The following is a 17,407-nucleotide window of genomic DNA, read 5'->3' as shown; positions in this document are numbered from 1 at the left end:
CAAACGATCATTTTAATCTTTCCAGATGACAGATATGGAGGTGTTGACGATGACAGAAAACCAGTTGCTTGACAAACTGATGATCGGAGTTTCCGAAAAGTATCGCCTAACTCCCCAAGAATCAAAGGTGCTGTCCATGCTGCTTCAAGGGTACTCCATCCCTCAAGTTGCCGCTCATATGAAGATTTCTCCCTACACGGCGGAAAAACACAGCCAAACTGTGATAAGAAAGCTAAACATTATGTACAAGCGTGAACTGCCATTTTGGCTTCTAAAAGAAATCGAGACAACTAAAGGAATGGTGTGAATTTATGACACGATTGTATGAGGAGAAGCACTATGCCTTGTTTTCTAGCCGACTGACTGAACCCATGAAGGACGTTCTTTGCATTATAGGGGAGAGCGGAGAGATCAATAAACAATCGATCATTGATACGAGCAGATACAGTAAAACGGTTGTCCATGCTTGTGTTGAAGCACTGTATTTTTCCGGACTTCTTAAGTTGAGGACACCACGACGAGAAACGCTCTACTCGCTCTCTGAGGAAGGACAGGCGTTTGTGGATTATTTGTTACTGACTTCAAACGAGGGGGGATATCATGAGCTTGATGAACAGTAAGGAATTAGAGGTGATGACAAACAGCGGCCTTATCCGAGACGTGTCTTTGCGATTTGGTGTGATTGGCGCCGGCCAAAAAGGGAACAAGGATGCGGATATCTTTGCTGGTTATCGTTTTGCAGATGGGACACAGTGCTACCCAACGTTGGCAATCAACTTTGCCCAAGCGGATATGATTCACCTGAAAAATATCCCGGAAAAAGATCGCATTCACTTCGACGGAATGAAAGGAGCTGCCCGGACCCCTTCTCTTGTGGTCGAGTTGTTCGATCCAACGTTGAATCCCAAGGCGAATGAATTGAGAAGCCAGTTGGCTTTGGCCATGGAAAAGAAATTTGCAAATGTGGATCATCTGATTATTTCCCTTGGCGCAGGAGGTGGGGTAGGAACTGGATGGGGGTCGCTGACCCTCAATTTGATCAAAGAGGGATTTTTTCCTGTTCCGATCACCTTACTTATTTCCTTGCCGTTTGACGACCCAGATGAAATCGCGAACGCCTTGCTACTGTTGAAGGAAATTCAGGATTTTCTCAAAACACAGGAGGAGTTGTTTGAATCCTCTGACACGAAACCGTTAGCCAGTGTGATTTTAACCGACAACAAGAAGATATACCATGATTTTGAATTGAAAAAGGGATCACGGACACTCCAGCATACGAGCCTGTCCTGGAAAGACGAAGGGAATAACGCGGTCATTAGTACCATACACGAAGCCAATCTCATCCCGGCCAACTTTGGGAGTGACAACGTCACCTATGACCCTTCCGATTTTATCAAGCTGATGCAGCTATCCGGCAAGCTTCTGACGATCGCGAAAGCACGGTTGGAACCGGATTTTACTATTGAAAAGCTCGAAGCGAAGATGAAAGCGAGCATCGAAAAAGGGTACTTTTCTTGCGGACACCAGTACCAAACCGCAACGATGTACGGCGGTTTTATTTTGCGGCCGTCCAACGCGGACTTTTTCAAGGATGTCATCACGGAACGAACGATCAAAAAAGTGATAAGTGACTTTAATCCAATCACGCAGATGAGGGGCAAGTTTGGCGATCCGATCTGGAATGAAAATTACGCGGTCATCTACACCTTTTTTGCCGGGATGGGGATGCCAAGCCGATTCGCCGAGTTAGCGAAAGAACTCCAGACAATCAAGGAAAAGCAGGAGCAGATTCAACAAGAATCCGAAGTGGAAGTTGATGTGTCCGCTGCTATCAAAAATGTGAAACAGTCTACGTTCAACCCCTATCAGCCGAAATCGAACAAATTCGGAGGGAGTGGTTTTGGGGGAGGATTTCAGTCAGTGTTCAGTCGATCACAGTCGGCCGTCACCAAGAATCAGGAGGGGAGTAACGAAGGGCAGCCGAACCGTTTTGGTCAACGATCAGGAAACCGCTTTGATGCCCTTCGGAAAATTCGTCTTCATGAAAACCAGTAACAGCATCCAACAGCATCCCAATGGATACTGTCGGTATCCTAATACTATTACGAAGAAGAGCCGAGAATCCAGCATTTTGGGGCGAGTGGTACGTATGCCGATAGCATCCCAACGGATGGCGAAGGTATCCTCTGCCCAATCTATTGAGAAGGTGGTTTTATGTGGGAACGTACAGGGGTGGAACAAACCTATGAACTTCTTCTGCAAGTGCTGTATCAGCTAAAGGAATGGATGAAAGAAAGGAATTCCAAGAGACATCCATGCTCTTTTCAACCGGTGTTGGAACCATTGGAAGACCATTGTTTTCGGGTGGTCTATCCGGAATTGGCTCCTGTGTTCAGTCGATTGAAGAATCACGCACCAGGGTTGCGAGAGCAGATCAAGCAGGAGTGGTTGGTGGGAACAGAAGAAGCCTTGCGAGCATTCTGGCAGCCGGACCGCAGGAAGGCTTGGGACAGTTGTAACACGCGAGATGGAGTGGGAAGTTACTACTTCCAGGAGCCCGTAGCGGTCTGGATTCGGAACCATTATCCCTCCAATCTTCTCATCGACCTTGACAACCACGTGTACAAGTGGATGATCGATGCGTTGGTAAACGCCTATTTCATCCCCGACGACAACAAAAGTCGGGTGTCTCTTTTGTTTGATTATGAACCAAACGCCGATCACCCCCACACAGAAATGTACGTGCTGCCCAGACGAAAATTAATGGATTTTTTGGCGGTATAAACCCGAAAAACAGTGGGTGTTTACGTATGGAATCAAAGCGCCCTTTCATATGGAATCAAAAAAATCTACAGAAATTTCCACGCGACGTTAGCGGCTATCCTATGGAATCAAATTAGAATCCATACGATACAGAGGGTAAAAACAGGGGTTCGCTAGAAACATTTGATTCCCTATGTTTGAACGGTGCTATTTAAGGAAAGCAAAATTCAGGTGCCGGGTGTTGAGAAGATTCTTTGGTTCCATATCTGCCTTTCGGGGGTTAACTACAGGGAGGGAGCAAAAAGACAGATTCCATATGAAAGAAGTGTCCTTATCCCATGTCGTTCTAAGGGTTTTAGAGATTGGGGGTCGGGGTTGTGCAATCAAAGGGCAATTCCGGTGGGATTAGGGGCTAAGGCCGGAGGCTGAAGCCCCTAATCTGCCCAGGTGACCAGCAGCCAGGGGATCTCAATAATGCCGGGGGGAAGGCTACCATTCCACGGAGGTGGAAAGAGGGAATGTTGGCTATTCTGAAAGTTGATCGGTAAAAGAAAACGGGCGAGCAAGTGGGAGAGTGCCCAGCACTCGACGGTTGCGAGCCGTACAGCAACGCAGAAGGGGGAACGCTTTTGAGAACACCAGAAATCACGACAAATGACATTGCACTGTTTCGGATGATATGGGCGTATCGTGGTTGCACGTCAGATGTACTGCGGCAACGGATTTTTGACGGTCGAAGATACGGGTATACCCGAATCGCAACATTACAAGAGCGCGGATACATTGCCAAACGAGCAATCTACAACCGGGAGTGGCCGAGGGGATACTGTTGGTATCTACTGAAAAAAGGGCTAGAAGTGTTAGCTGAGGTAGAGGGATGGAGCCTGGAACGTTTGGAGATCGAGATTCGCCGATGGGAAGAATGGCGGAATGACAGCAAAGTTGCGCAATGGAACCGCCTATGGATTATGAACGTAGCAGTAGCGTGCGAAAAAGCCGGATGGAGATGGATACCGAAATATGAATTTGTCGGGTGGGGCCGCCAAGAACGAGAGCAATCTCGTATTGGCGGCATCCTTATTTGGGAAGAGCAAAAGTATGCCTTGTTCGTGATCGAACCGCAGGGAGGGAGATTGCCGATCTACCGGGCAAAAGAAGAATCCCGTCGGGTACGAGGTGTCGTGGACGGCGTGATCGTTCTCAGTCGAAATGGGTGGTGCATGGAACAGTGGGGTCTTCCTGATTATTGGGAGTACGTTCTTCCCTACGATGAAGGAATCGCCATTTTGAGTCTCGGCGCCGGATGGGAAGCAGCCATGAGAACAGCAGGGGGGAACACCTGGAAAGCGGAGGGGTCCTTATGACGGGTGAGGGTAGAGTATCGTTTCTCGTCATCGTCGTAGCAGGTTTTGTTCTCGCGAACACCCTCTCGATGACCTGGATTCCTCTTTTGCTTTGGTTGGGGATTTTGTGGATACTGGGGATAACTCTGTGGGTATGGAAAAAACAGGAGTCTTATTCCGGATGGTGGATGGGCGCGGCCTATTGGATTCTTATGGGATGGAAGGGAGATGAAGTGCGTCACGTCTTGTACCAGGTGGCCTTGGAGTATTGGAACGGGGATGGGTCAATGAACTGGATGTTGATCACGTTAGCGGTGACCATCTTATATGCTGTGGCCGGCATCAAGATGTGTCACCGCTTTACTGTTGCCCTTCCCCAATGGGTAACGTTGCCCATGGGGACGTTGACCCGCTCTGTAAAAAAGGCCATGGGACAAGATTGGGAGCTAATCGAATTCCAGTTGGGGGTAGACCGTACAAGCGAGATTTCAAGCGAACCATTCCGTCCAGGCGGGGAATGAGGGATGAATGAGTTCTTGGAAAGGTCCTTTCATGAGTGGGACTCGGTAACGTGTAAAGATAAGTTAACCTTCGGATAACGGCCAATTATTAAATCCATGATCGACTGGAGGTGTAACAAATGATGATATAATCAAGTTATATCAAGCAAGGGTGTGAGATCTTAATGGCGAATGATATGAGTTTGGAATTTGTTGTACGATACGCTGTACCCCAATTTAAGAGTGATGCTATACAAATTTTTGAATTAATTGAATTTATGAAAAGTAAAGAAGTTGCTCTTAACATCATAGCTAAGCTCCCATTAAACATACCAAATCCTTTTGAAGACAGTATACGCTATAGATACGTTATTGCTGTTGAATTTTTCAAGAAGGTTTCAAAATGTATCAAAAAGGCATATTCTTTTAAAGACTATGAAGAAATGAAACAAAAGATACTACCTAAAGAATTGCAAGATGCGATTAAACCTTCGTTAGATTTAAGAAATACTTTTGCGCATATTTTTGTTAGTGACGTTTTAGATTTTATTGATCTGGAAATTAGTGAAATTGTCACTAATTTAAATGCTCTAACTAAAATTTTGGAGATCTATGTTGCATATGTAAAATCTCGTTCTTGAATGTTGCTCATTCGGGCTGCTTTTTCTGAAGCGTTTGGTGAGGAACTTTTCGATGAGAGTAATGCAAGGAACAAAGGCCATTTACGATATAGGAAGGAGGAAGAACATGGAAACAAAACAAGTCCGTGACCGGTTGAATTTTGACGGAAAGGAGGAGGAATATGATCGTTACCTATGGCGGCTTGGATGCGTTTTTGCACACCTTGGTTGTGGGACCAACGGGGAGTGGGAAAACGAGTTACTTGCTCTCTCCCATGGCTATGCAGATCTTGGAGTCGTATAAGCGGGGAAACCGTGTCGGGATGCTGATTTTGGAGCCAAGCGGCGACTTTGTGGAGGATATTTACCAGGGGTGCCTTGCCTATGGAATTCCAGTACGACGCATTGATCCAACATGGGACGGGAGCGATGGTCTGAACCCGCTGCTGGGCGAACCTCAAGTCGTTGCGGAAATGACGAGGACCGTATTAAAAAGGCTTTTTGGCAAACAAGAAGCCTTTTTTGCATTGGTGCAGGAAATGGCCGCGCGAAATGCGGTTTTGCTGTTGAAGCGGCTGTACGGAGACGATGCCGATCTGCTGCATATTGTCCGCGCGCTCCGGAATCTCAAAACGCTGAAGGAACACATCACGGAGTATGAACGAAAACACAGGCGAGATGACCTTGTGGAGTTTTTTCAGGTTGAGGTTTTCGACAGTGAAAACTTCACCAAAATTTCTACCGGTCTTCGGATGCAGTTGGAAGATTTGGTGGGGAACGAGCTGGTGTTGAAACTGCTAACGAAAAAGAAAGAGGAAAGCGTCCGGTTTGATGAACATTTGGCTAACGGAGGGGTGATTCTCATCAACTCCGCATTGGGTGAGTTAGGGAATCTCAGCAGCATTTTCGGTCAGTTTGCCATCATGACCTTTCAAAACGCTGTTTTCCGTCGGCCAGGGAACCAATGGACGAGACGCCCACATTACACGTTTATAGATGAGCTGCCCGAATACCTCAATCCGGATTTTCGCCGACTATTGACGTTGGGACGGAAATATCGAAATGCGTGTACAATCGCCATTCAGAATATATCCCAGCTAAAGGTAGATGGTTATCCCGGATTGGAGGACACCATCATGACCAACTGCCGAAACAAGTTAATCTTCGCCTGCGAACACGAAGCGGATGCGAAGAAATTTAGTGCCTTATTTGGGACGGAAAAACGCGTAAATCAGACTAAAACGTACGACACCCATATGGGCATTAAGGCATTCATGGCGGAGAAAGTATCGCAAACGGAAAAGGAAGTACCGCGGTTTACCCCGACACAGCTCATGGAGTTGCCGGCTTATCACTTTGTCGCCAGGATCGTAAAAAATGGGCAATTACAGGTCCCCAAACTTGTGAAGGGGGAGTTTGTTCACATACCGGAAAGGAAGGAAGCACATCGGAAAGCATTCGCATGGATGGAGAAAGTGACGAGAAAGCAGAAGGAAGAGACGAGGGATTTCCCAAGCGAATCACAGGAGACAGCAGTCTCACAAGAGGTGGGAACGAGAAAGAAGATCACGATTGTGTTTCCAGAGCAGTCCAATCTTACAGGGGAAGAGACATGGTTTACGTTACGAAAAATCAAACGAAAAACAGGGTAATACGATTTCCTTTCAATGAAGTGGGGGTGTCCAGCGTATGAAAAGCCGATTTTTGACCCTGGTTTTGGTAGGAATCACGATCGTAGCGGGTTTAACTTTGATGGGGGCGTTCTCCTAGCGGAGACGACTCAAGATATTTGGTAAAGGTGGAGAGTTGGAATATGGCAAGACAAGCAGTTGTCAGTAAACAACAGTTGGTAGCAACTCAGAAGTCAGCAATCAGAAAGAAGCGATCGGCAAAAACCAGTGAGGAGGTACCGTTCATTCCTTTCTTTCGCGTGGATATAAAAACGGGTGAAATTATCCTGGACGAACGAGAAGAAAAATACTGGAAAGTTTGATCATAGCTACTCTCCATAAGGATGAGGGCTATTTTTATTTTCAAATTCATGTAAAAGAGGAGGAATTGTTTATGTTGGCAAACATTTTGGAGCGCAAAGGAGATCAGAAGAACATTTGGGCAGAGCTGTTCGCGGCCAAACAAAATAACATGGCCATTCAAGCAAATGTGGTCGGGTTGGAGACACACAAATTGAACGGAGAGCCTGTTCGTTGCTGGGTATTGGAAGTGGAACCGACTGGTACGGTGAAAGGAATCGTTCCACGTATGGAATCGGGCGTAGCAAAATCCTCCGAAATGAATGAATTCTTGGGACAGACCATTCCCGTCATGATCCTGCATATTGACCAGGACGCCGAACAAGTGTTGTGCAGTCGTACCCGTGCCATTGAACTGATGCAGGAAATTGCTCTGCGGCGAATGAAGGTGGGAGATCAATACACGGCAACGGTAACAAAAGTATCGCAAAACCGAATCGTGGTGGAAACCTCCGGGTTCTCTTTTTCGTTTACCAATTCCGATTTGAAATTACCCTATAAGGATTTGCGAGATGTGTATCAGGTCGGCCATGCGCTTACCGTTGAAGTCAAGAAGATCATTAGGGATGAGCAATCGGCGCAGCAGGATGCAGCAGCGGAAGAGGAAGAACAAGGCGAGAAAGTGGCTAACTCGTCCACTAAGCTCATCGTGGCCCCTGTTCTCCAGGACAAATGGGAGCTAATCGGAACTAAGTTTAACCTACGTGGTGTGTACAAAGGCGTGATTAAACGGCAATTCGATGCAGGGTATTGGGTCGAACTTGTACCTGGATTGGATGTATATTGCCTGCATCCGAAGCGAAGCCTGCACAAAGGTTTGCTGAAGGAGGGGCAAGTGGTGTTCATCCAGTTGCAGCGGATCAACAACAAAGAGCGACGGTTGAGTGGAGAAATTATTCGAGTAATCGGGTGAGATAGCATGTTTGAGAAATCATGGACATTCCACTGGGAACCTACACAAAGCTCATCCCTTGAAGTTCACTCACCGGTTCTGGAATGGATAAAAACCATTGGAATCATCACGGCCACCTCCGCCGACTGGTTTCATGCCACCAAAAGGGCAACGCGGGAAACGATCAAGCAACTTCTGTCGGCTGGGATCATCATGCGGGGCCAAGCCCAATCTGAAGACAACCAAAAGCTGACTGTTTACGCCATCGAACCAATTTCCGGTGAAGAGGCTGTGAAGAAACTGATCCTGGAGCGTGTCTTGGACCACTGGCTGGACTACGTGGAGCCGATTGACATTCAGGTAAAACAAAGCGGGGGCACGATCCGGATTGGAGATGATCTGGTGGACATTCGGATTCTGTATGGAAATGTCCACCCTCCCGAACGGGAGCGGGTCATATGGTTTGGAGGAAACTGGGACGAGTTTCAATCTGTTGTTCAGCCGGGACACTTTGCCGCAACCCTGGACGTATGGGAAAAGGGAATGGTGATGAAGTGGGAACAAAATTGGACGCCCGTACCTCTCTCCCTCTTGACGAAGGGATAAACTCTCAGGTAAAATATGGGCAAATCAAGTCCAATATACGAATCATCAGAGGCTTTTTCCGTGGAGCGGATAGGGGTTCGTATACAATCAACCATGTTGAGCATGGGAGATTGCGAAGAAACGGGATACCTCATACCGTTGGGTAGTTGGCAATACCTGTTCCCTATGAGGTTAATGATCTGCGTTGAGCGCAGAGCCAGATGGAATGTGTGAGGCTTTGACCCATGGTGCGCCTCTTCCAATCCTGCGAAGGGAAGCAGATTGGACAACATGGGCGGAAAAGATATCGTGCTTGTCGTTACCTGGCAGAGACAAGGCGATATGGTGGTTACGAGAGAGCTAGGCACGGACTCGTAACGGTCGCAAGCTGCAGACGTGTTGTGCATGACTGCGGAACTTGGCGAAAGAAATTCTCGACTGAAGCATAGGCGTAGTACGCTTTTTGCAGGATTGTTTCGTGCAAAAAGAGGTACTACGCCTTTTTGCGTTTTCAGGACATCTCCTCTGAGATACAATAGGTAGAAAGACGTTGTATCGAAGGAGGTGGAATACACATGCAAAAGGAGAGGGATGACATGGACACTCTTGAAAAAGAACTGGAAGAGTGCTGGAAAGAGGCTGCAAACACGGAGCCATTAAGCGATGAGGAACTGGATGCGATCATTAAAGACGTTCGCAGATCCATCCGCAAGGTGGTGGAACAATGAACGTGGTGATCGACACCAGCACAATCATTCGTGCGACGTTGGAACAAAATAGGATGGCTCAAAGGGCTCTTTCGTTGTCCATTCGGGAACATCAGGTACTACTGACAGGTGAGATGGCGAAAGAGCTTGCTGCCACGATTGTCATCGTCGCAGAAAAGAAAGGGCAAAACCCGAAACCACCATTGAGAGTAGCGGCGACTTATTTGCTTCGGGCCAATAGGGTACGCTCAACAACCGTGTATTCCTGGTGCTACGATCCGGATGACTCCATGTTTATTGAGTGCGCAATTGATGGTGGTGCACAAGCGGTCGTCTCCAATGACCGGAGTTTAACGACACTCCATGAGTATGTCATCGATGAAGAGGGGAAAAGACTCATCCAAGAGATTGAGTTTTTGACCCCGGAGGACTTTGTAAGTAAATACAGCCTGTCATGATTTTTTTCATCAGGCACAGGAAACCAAGACTTTTCAACCGCTAAGGTTAGGAAGTCTTTTTTTATTTGGTCCCTCGTGCGGGCGTACCAATAGCACGGGCCGAGAAATCGGCGGAAAGGAGAAGAAATGAATCGAGTCGTCTTGATTGGTCGTCTGACGAAAGATCCGGAGATGCGCTACACGACAAACGGGATCGCTGTTACGACGTTTACGTTGGCTGTGAATCGCCCGTTTGCCAATCAAGAAGGAGAAAGGCAAGCAGATTTTATCAACATCGTAACCTGGCAGAAACTTGCCGATCTGTGCGCAACCTACTTACGAAAGGGCCGACAAGTTGGGGTGGAAGGAAGGCTGCAAACCCGGTCATACGAAAACCAGGAAGGACGAAAGGTATACGTGACGGAGGTTGTGGCGGACCGTGCTTATTTCCTTGAGAAAGCAGAGGAGACTCGTACGGGCAATCAGCAACCAAGCCATGATCCTTTTGCCCCTGGAGATCCATTTGCCGATCCGTTTGCTGGCTCAGGAAAACCAATCAATATTACGGATGACGATTTGCCGTTCTAGGGAATGGGTCATCGCAGGACAAAAAAGACTTCTCTCTGATGGATCGAGAGAAGTCTTTTTGTATACACAAAATCCCTCGTGCGGGAGAAAACAATAGCACGTTGGCCGAGAGGCGAAGAAAGGAGATGCTATGAATAACCAACTGACGGTCATCGATGGACAGGAAGTTCGCTTGATGGAGGGCTACAGTTCCCAAGAGATGCACGCTGTCTTGCAGGAGATGAAACAAAAACTCAATCTGACGCAACAATTCTTCAAGGAAGTCATGATTGAAGGGCAAGATTACGGTGTGCTGGAAGGTACCGCGAAACCGACGCTGCTGAAAGCGGGTGCCGAAAAACTATGCGAACTATATGGGTTCTCACCGATCGTAAAAATGATCGAAGAAACGGCGGAAAGAGATACCGGCTACTATCGGGCTCGGGTAACGATTAGCCTGATCCATCGTCGCAGTGGGGTAACCATTGCTGATGGTGTTGGGGAAGCCAATACCATGGAAAGTCGATATCGCTGGCGTTGGGTCTTCGAAAACGAGTTGCCGAGGGGGATTGATAAAAACTCCTTGGTACAGAAGAGTTTTCCGAAAAAGAACGGAAACGGAACCTATATCAAATACCGCGTCGAAAATGAGGATCTCCACTCATTATGGAATACCGTTCTGAAGATGGCCAAAAAGCGCGGGCTGATTGACGCTGTGCTTTCAGCAACCCGTTCTTCGGGTATCTTTACCCAGGATGTTGAGGACTTGAAGGATTGGGCAGAAGCGGCTCCAACCTATGAACCCAACTTGCAACGTGAGAATGGAGCGCCTGGGCACAACAGGAACGAAAGCAGAAGGACGTCAAACCGGATGCAAGGACAAGAAGGGAAGCCGGCGCCACAAAATCAATCCGGTGCGTATAAGGAACACGCTGCCATCACTCCGTCCGATACGCCCCGTTGGATTACCGGAACCGTAACAGATGTGCAAGGAACAGCTATCAACGACACCCCTTGCTTTATTTTGTTCCTGCATAACGGCTGCAAAGTTCTGATTCCGGAAGATCATCCGGTAGCCCGACAAGATTTGAACAACTTGATGGGCGGTCAATTGTTGAAGTTCCTTACTCGCACAATGGGAGACTTTGAGGCAATTGCCGGCCGCAGCGGACAAGAGATTCAGGAGGTGCGCAGTGCATGAGCATTTTTCCTGAAATCCTTGACGTTGCTGATCGTTTTAATCTCTTGGCACAGCAAAAGCCTGCACCGAGAGGTGAGATTCGCATCCATTGCCCGTTTTGCGCAGAGATTGTCGGTACAGCAGATCGCGGGTTCCATCTTTACCTGAATCCTTTCAAGAATACGTTTCACTGCTTCCGCTGCCAGGTAAAAGGGGGCGTGGCTAAATTTATCGGTCTTCTGCAGGGAAAAGGAGAACAAGAAGTGATCGATGAATATAAGGCCAAACATGAAGCCGCCAGGAGGAAAAAGCGGAAGAAAAAGACTTGGGAAGATCATCCGGCCATGAAACTTTCCGCTCACCAGTGGAAACTCATGGGCTTCCTTGGAAAGATCGACGGGAAAATGTTTCACACCAACCCGCATTATGCACGCGCTGTTCTTCAGTGGGCTTGGCGGGAGTGGCAACTATTCACGTCTGAGAAATCGAAGGAAGCCTTCCATGTCCTTCTGCTTGGCAAATACCTGGACGATGAAAAAGCTGCAGAGGAATTTGTTAGGAAAACCGAAAAAGAAACCGGCATTGAAAGTCTTTGGGAGCGCGCCGTGAAGATGCATCAGCTCCCCAAGGATTTGTGGGCAGAATGGGCCAAACGAGCGGATGTCATCGTTCGCGAACTTGTAGAAGCAATTCGGAACGAAGAGAAAGCGGCGGATTTGGAAGGTACCATCCAGCGAGAGTTGCAAAAGATGAAGGAGAGAACGGCGTGACCTGGAAATGGAGTTATAGCCGACTCTTCAAATATGACTCCTGCCCCCACGCGTACTATTTCCGGTACGTGTTGGGGATGCCGGAGGAGGAAACGGAAGCAATGGCGATCGGGAAGCAATTCCACGAAGTCATTGCTTCTTCTGTTTTAAGGCAGCCTCCGCCGGTGGGAATTCCGAAAGACGTGCAGGAGTTGGCGATAAAGGCGTATCGACTGTTGCAGACCCACATTTTCAAAGGGGAAATTGTCGCGGTCGAGCGTGAAATCATCACTCCCATTACGGAAACGGATCTGTTCCATGGGGTGATTGATCTCATTGTCCAATACGATATGTTTTCCCTTTCAATTTACGACTGGAAAACATCCTGGGCAGTTTATGAGGTCATGCAGAAGCCCAAGCAACTGCTTCTCTATGCTTGGAGCGCATGGCAATCCGGCCTTTACGCTTCGGAAGTCGCTTATCTGTTTCCGAGAAAGTATGAAATCAAAACAGCACAGGTAACGCCTGAAGCGATTGCAGAAACCCTCAATTGGGCCAAGACGCAGATTCATCAGGCGAGAAACGCCTATCAGGAACTAAAAAAAGGGACCCCACCGGAGATAGCATTCCCGCCCAAATTGGGAAGTGGCTGCACCAATTGCAGCTATATCCGCGAATGTCCCATGACGAAAAAATACCACGTTCATTGAGGAGGAATGAATCATGAATTACATGCACAATGCAGGAGAAAATTTCAAGCGGATTTTGGACGAACTGAACCGTCAAGCGCAGCAAAAGGAGGATTTCGTTGTACCGGCCAATCAGATTCGGATGCGTGACGATGGAAACTTTACGTTCCAGACACTCTTTACGAATGCGGCCGCCAGCCCGGCAACCGAATGGGCGGAAAACCAGATGTATCAAAAACTGGAGCTACCGGCTCGCTTCATGCGCCGCTGCCCAAGTGATTTGAGGGCAACTAACTTTAACTACTTCGCAGAGCGGCTGCCAGCTGACGAGGAATGGCTGTTACGTACGTATCGGTCACGGTCCGAACAACTGGGCCACATGATTCGTGGTGCCTTGTCCAAGGACTATAGCCGGTTCGATGATGAACAGTTCCTGGGCATGATTGAATCCATGATCGGGACAGAGGAAGACCATCGGATTTCGTACTGGTATCGCGATGAGCGCGGCATGCACCTGCGGATTGTGTTCCCTGATCTGACAAGAAACATCGGGAGGACACTGGAGGGACGACCGGATGTCCACATGGTGGGGGTTCACTTGTCCAACTCCGAGGTGGGCGCCCGTTCGGTTACGATTCAGCCGATGGTATACCGCCTGGTTTGCTCGAATGGTTTGATGCGCTGGACCAACGATGGGGAAGTGTTCAAGCAGCGTCACATTCACCTGCGGGAGCGGGAGATGTACGCTCGGGTGGCCGAAGCGTTTACGGCTGCCGTCAAAGCCGGGGACGACATGTTGGAACGGGCTTTTGCTGCCAAAGAGGTGAAGGTGGAAAACCCGCTGGATTTCATCAAAACGCTGGCCAAGGACAAAAAATACAGTCAGTCCATGACAGATACCATTACCAGCACCTACATGGCAGAACCCGGTGACAGTCTGTTCTACGTAATGCAGGCTATGACCCGCGCCGCCCAAACCCTTCAAGGGGATGCTCGGGTGGAGTTGGAACAAGACGCCGGCGAACTGCTTGCCAAGGTGGCTGTCTAACAGAACCAAAACGAGGAAGCCGATCTGCATGGGTCGGCTTCTCCCATGATCAAAATCGAGGAGGAATATTGTATGAATATGAACGGTCAAACGGTGATATTTCCATGGGATGAACCAATGGATATAGATGCTGCAGCTTTGATTGATGAAGGAGCAATCCCAATGGATCTCCCGGAAGAAAATAAAGAAGAAAGGCACAAACAGGCTCAACAATTGGCGGCTGAGATTCTTCATCTGGAAGCGATATTGAAAGCCAAGAAAGAAGAGCTGAAGCAATATGTTGAGCAAAACGGAAAAGTCGTGGTGGGAGACACCCAATTTGATTTTGTCCCGTCGTATTCGTGGGAGGGGAATTGGGAAGCTCTTGCCCGACATATCCGGGAAAAAGGGTTGAATCCGTTTGATTTCTTCAAGCTGGGATCAACGGAGGCAACGAAGCTCATGAAAAAGACGGGATGGGACGAAGAGCAGATGAAAGAACACGGTGTCTTTCGTGTCATGTCCGGTAAGCAATTCCGCTCCTCCAAGGTGAAATAACGGAGAAGGGAATACCAGAAGAGCTTGTATATTAATTGCAGCGGAAACTGCAAAGGACCGTAAGCCAGTATCTCAAAGGAGATGCTGGCTTATTTTATTTATCCGAGGGGAGGATTGCCAGTCATGAAATTGGAAACGTTTGAGGATTTCCAACGAGCCATATGCGAAGGAAGATTAGTCGACGTATCGGATACGGCTAAAGAGATTGGGATCAGAATTCCGGTAGCGGTCTCTTCTGCCTTATGGAAAACCTATATTGAACCCGAAGAGTTGATTACAGTAGGACAAACGAAAAACGGACGACTCTGGAATGTGATTAGTTTACTGCTTTCAACCCTAAAAAGCGGGATGAAACCGTTCGACGATAGCACCTCTCTCATGGTTCAGTACCAGGTTCATTTCGTAACCGATGGAGTCCTGACCATGACATCCCTTAGGGCGATCATCCGGAAAGCGGCAGAAGGACAATCATTTATTCAGATCATGTTGGAGGAAGAAGCTGAACGTAAACAAAGCAATGGCTAACTGGTACGAATAACCATTTCATTTTCGCCTACCACCGAGGCGGTAAACGTGTGGCTCGAACTTTGGGGCCACACGGCCCCGGTTCGAGTAGGGAGGAAACATGAAGAAGAGTATCGTGATCAGGGATTCTGAACGTTTAGTTGCTGATCTGTCGAAAACGTACCGAGTCGTTGCAAAACAGACGACGATTCCGATTCTAACCGGTTTTCATCTCCAATTCACGGGAGAATCTTTGACCATTACCGGTTCGGATACGGATAACACCATCCGGATAACGGAGGAAGACAATTGCTCATCGGCTCAATCATGTGCGGTCGTCGTACCGGCAAGAATATTCCTGGACATTGTGCGTAAGTTGCCGGCGGGTGAGATCCAACTGAAAATGGGTGAGAATGAAATCTCCATTGCCGCGGGGAAATCGACTTTCGAGCTTAAGACGATGAAAGCTGATGAGTACCCATCCTTTTCGTTGGACGATAGCGGCGTTTGTGTTGAGTTACAAGCAGCGGATTTGGCAAACGGGTTACGTTTGGAGTACGCCTGCTCGGTATTGTCAATGCGACCCACCCTGCAGGGCATCCATATCTTTAGCAAGGAAAAGGCAGTAACGTTTGTCGCAACGGATTCTCATAGGCTGAGCTCTTGGACAGTGCAACTGGATCAAGAACTGAAGTTACCGAAGATGATTTTGCCTGCGAGCGCTGCAGTAGAGATGTTAAAGCTAATTGAAGATGCTGCCGATAAGGTCACCATCCACTGCACAGAAAACTCGATGCGATTGACGCACCAAAACGTGACATATATATCACGACTGATTTCTGGTACCTACCCGGAAACATCCAGGGTAGTCCCGACAAATTTTTCAACAACATTTGTGGCAAATCGGGATGAATTAGTCAAGGTAATGGAACGGGTGAGTATCGTCTCCAAAGAAGGAAAAGCCAATATGTGTCGCTTACAGGTGATACCATCCGCAATGCCTTCTCTTCTCATTTCGGCCAGTCAGGAGGGAATGGGAAAAGTGCAGGAGGAAGTGTTTATCTCGGATCTCGAAGGCGATATTTTGGAGATGAAGTTCAGCACGAAGTATCTTCTGGAAGCGTTACGCCATATGAAGGCCAAAGAAGTCATGTTTCAAGCATCAGGAGCAAATGCACCGATTATCATCCGGCCAACAGGTAATGAACCAGGGTTTGCCTTGATTCTACCTGTGCGGTCTGCATAATTTACAGAGCAGAAGGGGATTTCATTCCCCTTCTGTGTTTTTGAAAGGATGCATGAGCGATGAAGAAAAGGAGATTTTCGACTGTTGAGTTCCTAAAACAACTCCAGGAGCGCAGCATCCCATCAAAAATTCCACGTATGCAAACTCCTGGTATGTTTCGCATTGTCGAATATCTGTATGCCGGTGCCGATGCATCAGAAGTCGATTTCGACAGCTTCACACTGGACGAACTGGATTACGTATACAATGAAGCTCACGCGCTGTATTCGATGGAGGACATCTATGATGAAGAGACTGAGCGGGCCAATTGGTACAACGTAATCTATGAGTATGTCAGGAGCACGCAGAACATTTACACACTGCTTCATTCTAGGAAGAAACAGTATGCAGAAGAAGACGATTTTATCTGAGGGAGAGCATTGAGATGTTTAGTATCGAGGATTGCCAAGTCATTCAGTCGTCCTTAGATAATTTGCTTTCGTTAAAGCTCCTTCACGATGCTGGGTACCGGGTATCCGACATGGGGTGCTGGGTAACGGATTATGCATTTGAAAACATGGGAGGAGATATTTTTATTATGGCAACGGAGCGACTGTTTGGTGCTTGCGCTGAGGAAGAAGAGGAAGACGGGTCATATGACATCCGGAAGTTTGTCGTCCTTTGTCCAGACGTCGAAGAACTTCTTGGGGTGTTTACAAAAGAATGGGTCGAAAGACAGCTCCGATGGAATAAGAGAGTTGTCTGCGACTGGACGGGAGCTGAGATGATCATCGAACTGAAGAAAATGGGCTTTATCATCGAGTTCCACGAAAGTCCGTCCTATTTCAATCAGTTCATTCAAGAGCTCATCCAGATCAGGAAGTCACTCGATAAATTGTTGGTGTATGCCCAATACATGAAAGGAAATAGAGGTGCGAGATATGCTGCATTTTACTGTGAAGTTCAGTGATGATTTTACGCAGCACATACCATACTGTACTGTCCAGGTAACCTCATCGGAGGGTGTAAAG

General features: G+C 47.8%; 22 protein-coding genes. All 22 read left to right on the top strand.

Annotated elements, in window-relative coordinates; translation table 11 throughout:
* The first annotated feature begins 49 nt into the window (after positions 1-49).
* Entirely contained in the window at positions 50-307 is a 258-nt protein-coding gene (locus KDN35_RS13700) for a helix-turn-helix transcriptional regulator (protein ID WP_212132970.1), read from the top strand.
* Positions 308-600: 293 nt separating this feature from the next.
* Positions 601-2,055 (top strand): cell division protein FtsZ, encoded by a 1,455-nt coding sequence (locus KDN35_RS13695; RefSeq protein ID WP_212132969.1) that lies wholly within the window; start codon positions 601-603, stop codon positions 2,053-2,055.
* A gap of 159 nt (positions 2,056-2,214) precedes the next feature.
* Entirely contained in the window at positions 2,215-2,784 is a 570-nt protein-coding gene (locus tag KDN35_RS13690) for a hypothetical protein (protein WP_212132968.1), read from the top strand.
* Positions 2,785-3,392: 608 nt separating this feature from the next.
* Positions 3,393-4,127, top strand: coding sequence for a replication-relaxation family protein (locus tag KDN35_RS13685; protein ID WP_212132967.1), 735 nt, complete (start codon positions 3,393-3,395; stop codon positions 4,125-4,127).
* On the top strand, positions 4,124-4,627 hold the full coding sequence (locus KDN35_RS13680) for a hypothetical protein (protein ID WP_212132966.1): 504 nt from the start codon (positions 4,124-4,126) through the stop codon (positions 4,625-4,627). Before KDN35_RS13685 ends, KDN35_RS13680 begins: the two co-directional genes overlap by 4 nt.
* A gap of 164 nt (positions 4,628-4,791) precedes the next feature.
* On the top strand, positions 4,792-5,247 hold the full coding sequence (locus KDN35_RS13675) for a hypothetical protein (protein WP_212132965.1): 456 nt from the start codon (positions 4,792-4,794) through the stop codon (positions 5,245-5,247).
* Positions 5,248-5,408: 161 nt separating this feature from the next.
* Positions 5,409-6,878, top strand: coding sequence for a type IV secretory system conjugative DNA transfer family protein (locus KDN35_RS13670; protein ID WP_212132964.1), 1,470 nt, complete (start codon positions 5,409-5,411; stop codon positions 6,876-6,878).
* 161 nt (positions 6,879-7,039) lie between these two features.
* Positions 7,040-7,219, top strand: coding sequence for a hypothetical protein (locus KDN35_RS13665; RefSeq protein ID WP_212132963.1), 180 nt, complete (start codon positions 7,040-7,042; stop codon positions 7,217-7,219).
* A gap of 71 nt (positions 7,220-7,290) precedes the next feature.
* Positions 7,291-8,169, top strand: coding sequence for a hypothetical protein (locus KDN35_RS13660; RefSeq protein WP_212132962.1), 879 nt, complete (start codon positions 7,291-7,293; stop codon positions 8,167-8,169).
* Between the two features lie 192 nt (positions 8,170-8,361).
* On the top strand, positions 8,362-8,754 hold the full coding sequence (locus KDN35_RS13655) for a hypothetical protein (RefSeq protein WP_212132961.1): 393 nt from the start codon (positions 8,362-8,364) through the stop codon (positions 8,752-8,754).
* 575 nt (positions 8,755-9,329) lie between these two features.
* Positions 9,330-9,461, top strand: a complete 132-nt coding sequence (locus KDN35_RS20100; RefSeq protein WP_269320155.1) for a hypothetical protein — start codon at positions 9,330-9,332, stop codon at positions 9,459-9,461.
* On the top strand, positions 9,458-9,898 hold the full coding sequence (locus KDN35_RS13650; protein ID WP_212132960.1) for a PIN domain-containing protein: 441 nt from the start codon (positions 9,458-9,460) through the stop codon (positions 9,896-9,898). Before KDN35_RS20100 ends, KDN35_RS13650 begins: the two co-directional genes overlap by 4 nt.
* Positions 9,899-10,024: 126 nt before the next feature.
* Positions 10,025-10,465 carry a single-stranded DNA-binding protein gene (gene ssb, locus KDN35_RS13645; protein WP_035298771.1) on the top strand — a complete coding sequence of 147 codons (441 nt, stop codon included), beginning with the start codon at positions 10,025-10,027 and terminating at the stop codon, positions 10,463-10,465.
* Positions 10,466-10,595: 130 nt separating this feature from the next.
* Positions 10,596-11,645, top strand: a complete 1,050-nt coding sequence (locus tag KDN35_RS13640; RefSeq protein WP_212132959.1) for a hypothetical protein — start codon at positions 10,596-10,598, stop codon at positions 11,643-11,645.
* Entirely contained in the window at positions 11,642-12,394 is a 753-nt protein-coding gene (locus KDN35_RS13635) for a hypothetical protein (protein ID WP_212132958.1), read from the top strand. Before KDN35_RS13640 ends, KDN35_RS13635 begins: the two co-directional genes overlap by 4 nt.
* A complete protein-coding gene (locus tag KDN35_RS13630; protein WP_212132957.1) occupies positions 12,391-13,083 on the top strand; it encodes a PD-(D/E)XK nuclease family protein in 693 nt (230 codons plus the stop codon). Before KDN35_RS13635 ends, KDN35_RS13630 begins: the two co-directional genes overlap by 4 nt.
* 13 nt (positions 13,084-13,096) lie before the next feature.
* Positions 13,097-14,110 (top strand): DUF932 domain-containing protein, encoded by a 1,014-nt coding sequence (locus tag KDN35_RS13625; protein WP_212132956.1) that lies wholly within the window; start codon positions 13,097-13,099, stop codon positions 14,108-14,110.
* A 45-nt stretch (positions 14,111-14,155) separates the two neighbouring features.
* Positions 14,156-14,647, top strand: coding sequence for a hypothetical protein (locus KDN35_RS13620; RefSeq protein WP_212132955.1), 492 nt, complete (start codon positions 14,156-14,158; stop codon positions 14,645-14,647).
* Positions 14,648-14,770: 123 nt separating this feature from the next.
* A complete protein-coding gene (locus KDN35_RS13615; RefSeq protein ID WP_212132954.1) occupies positions 14,771-15,172 on the top strand; it encodes a DUF6573 family protein in 402 nt (133 codons plus the stop codon).
* Between the two features lie 100 nt (positions 15,173-15,272).
* Positions 15,273-16,397 carry a DNA polymerase III subunit beta gene (gene dnaN / locus KDN35_RS13610; RefSeq protein WP_212132953.1) on the top strand — a complete coding sequence of 375 codons (1,125 nt, stop codon included), beginning with the start codon at positions 15,273-15,275 and terminating at the stop codon, positions 16,395-16,397.
* Between the two features lie 59 nt (positions 16,398-16,456).
* Positions 16,457-16,807 carry a hypothetical protein gene (locus tag KDN35_RS13605; RefSeq protein WP_143864245.1) on the top strand — a complete coding sequence of 117 codons (351 nt, stop codon included), beginning with the start codon at positions 16,457-16,459 and terminating at the stop codon, positions 16,805-16,807.
* A 14-nt stretch (positions 16,808-16,821) separates the two neighbouring features.
* A complete protein-coding gene (locus KDN35_RS13600; protein WP_212132952.1) occupies positions 16,822-17,346 on the top strand; it encodes a hypothetical protein in 525 nt (174 codons plus the stop codon).
* Positions 17,347-17,407 lie beyond the last annotated feature (61 nt).

The organism is Brevibacillus sp. NL20B1 (assembly GCF_018195675.1).
GTDB lineage: Bacteria > Bacillota > Bacilli > Brevibacillales > Brevibacillaceae > Brevibacillus > Brevibacillus aydinogluensis.
Note: the sequence above shows the minus strand (reverse complement) of the source record. Positions and strands in the feature narration are given on the sequence as shown.

Coding starts and splice junctions, on each gene's coding strand:
- KDN35_RS13680 (WP_212132966.1), top strand. CDS start 4,124: ATGACGGGTGAGGGTAGAGTATCGTTTCTCGTCATCGTCGTAGCAGGT.
- KDN35_RS20100 (WP_269320155.1), top strand. CDS start 9,330: ATGGACACTCTTGAAAAAGAACTGGAAGAGTGCTGGAAAGAGGCTGCA.
- KDN35_RS13660 (WP_212132962.1), top strand. CDS start 7,291: ATGTTGGCAAACATTTTGGAGCGCAAAGGAGATCAGAAGAACATTTGG.
- KDN35_RS13620 (WP_212132955.1), top strand. CDS start 14,156: ATGATCAAAATCGAGGAGGAATATTGTATGAATATGAACGGTCAAACG.
- KDN35_RS13635 (WP_212132958.1), top strand. CDS start 11,642: ATGAGCATTTTTCCTGAAATCCTTGACGTTGCTGATCGTTTTAATCTC.
- KDN35_RS13670 (WP_212132964.1), top strand. CDS start 5,409: ATGATCGTTACCTATGGCGGCTTGGATGCGTTTTTGCACACCTTGGTT.
- KDN35_RS13695 (WP_212132969.1), top strand. CDS start 601: ATGAGCTTGATGAACAGTAAGGAATTAGAGGTGATGACAAACAGCGGC.
- KDN35_RS13615 (WP_212132954.1), top strand. CDS start 14,771: ATGAAATTGGAAACGTTTGAGGATTTCCAACGAGCCATATGCGAAGGA.
- KDN35_RS13665 (WP_212132963.1), top strand. CDS start 7,040: ATGGCAAGACAAGCAGTTGTCAGTAAACAACAGTTGGTAGCAACTCAG.
- KDN35_RS13600 (WP_212132952.1), top strand. CDS start 16,822: ATGTTTAGTATCGAGGATTGCCAAGTCATTCAGTCGTCCTTAGATAAT.
- KDN35_RS13690 (WP_212132968.1), top strand. CDS start 2,215: ATGTGGGAACGTACAGGGGTGGAACAAACCTATGAACTTCTTCTGCAA.
- KDN35_RS13640 (WP_212132959.1), top strand. CDS start 10,596: ATGAATAACCAACTGACGGTCATCGATGGACAGGAAGTTCGCTTGATG.
- KDN35_RS13700 (WP_212132970.1), top strand. CDS start 50: ATGACAGAAAACCAGTTGCTTGACAAACTGATGATCGGAGTTTCCGAA.
- dnaN (WP_212132953.1), top strand. CDS start 15,273: ATGAAGAAGAGTATCGTGATCAGGGATTCTGAACGTTTAGTTGCTGAT.
- KDN35_RS13675 (WP_212132965.1), top strand. CDS start 4,792: ATGGCGAATGATATGAGTTTGGAATTTGTTGTACGATACGCTGTACCC.
- KDN35_RS13655 (WP_212132961.1), top strand. CDS start 8,362: ATGCGGGGCCAAGCCCAATCTGAAGACAACCAAAAGCTGACTGTTTAC.
- KDN35_RS13605 (WP_143864245.1), top strand. CDS start 16,457: ATGAAGAAAAGGAGATTTTCGACTGTTGAGTTCCTAAAACAACTCCAG.
- KDN35_RS13650 (WP_212132960.1), top strand. CDS start 9,458: ATGAACGTGGTGATCGACACCAGCACAATCATTCGTGCGACGTTGGAA.
- KDN35_RS13625 (WP_212132956.1), top strand. CDS start 13,097: ATGAATTACATGCACAATGCAGGAGAAAATTTCAAGCGGATTTTGGAC.
- ssb (WP_035298771.1), top strand. CDS start 10,025: ATGAATCGAGTCGTCTTGATTGGTCGTCTGACGAAAGATCCGGAGATG.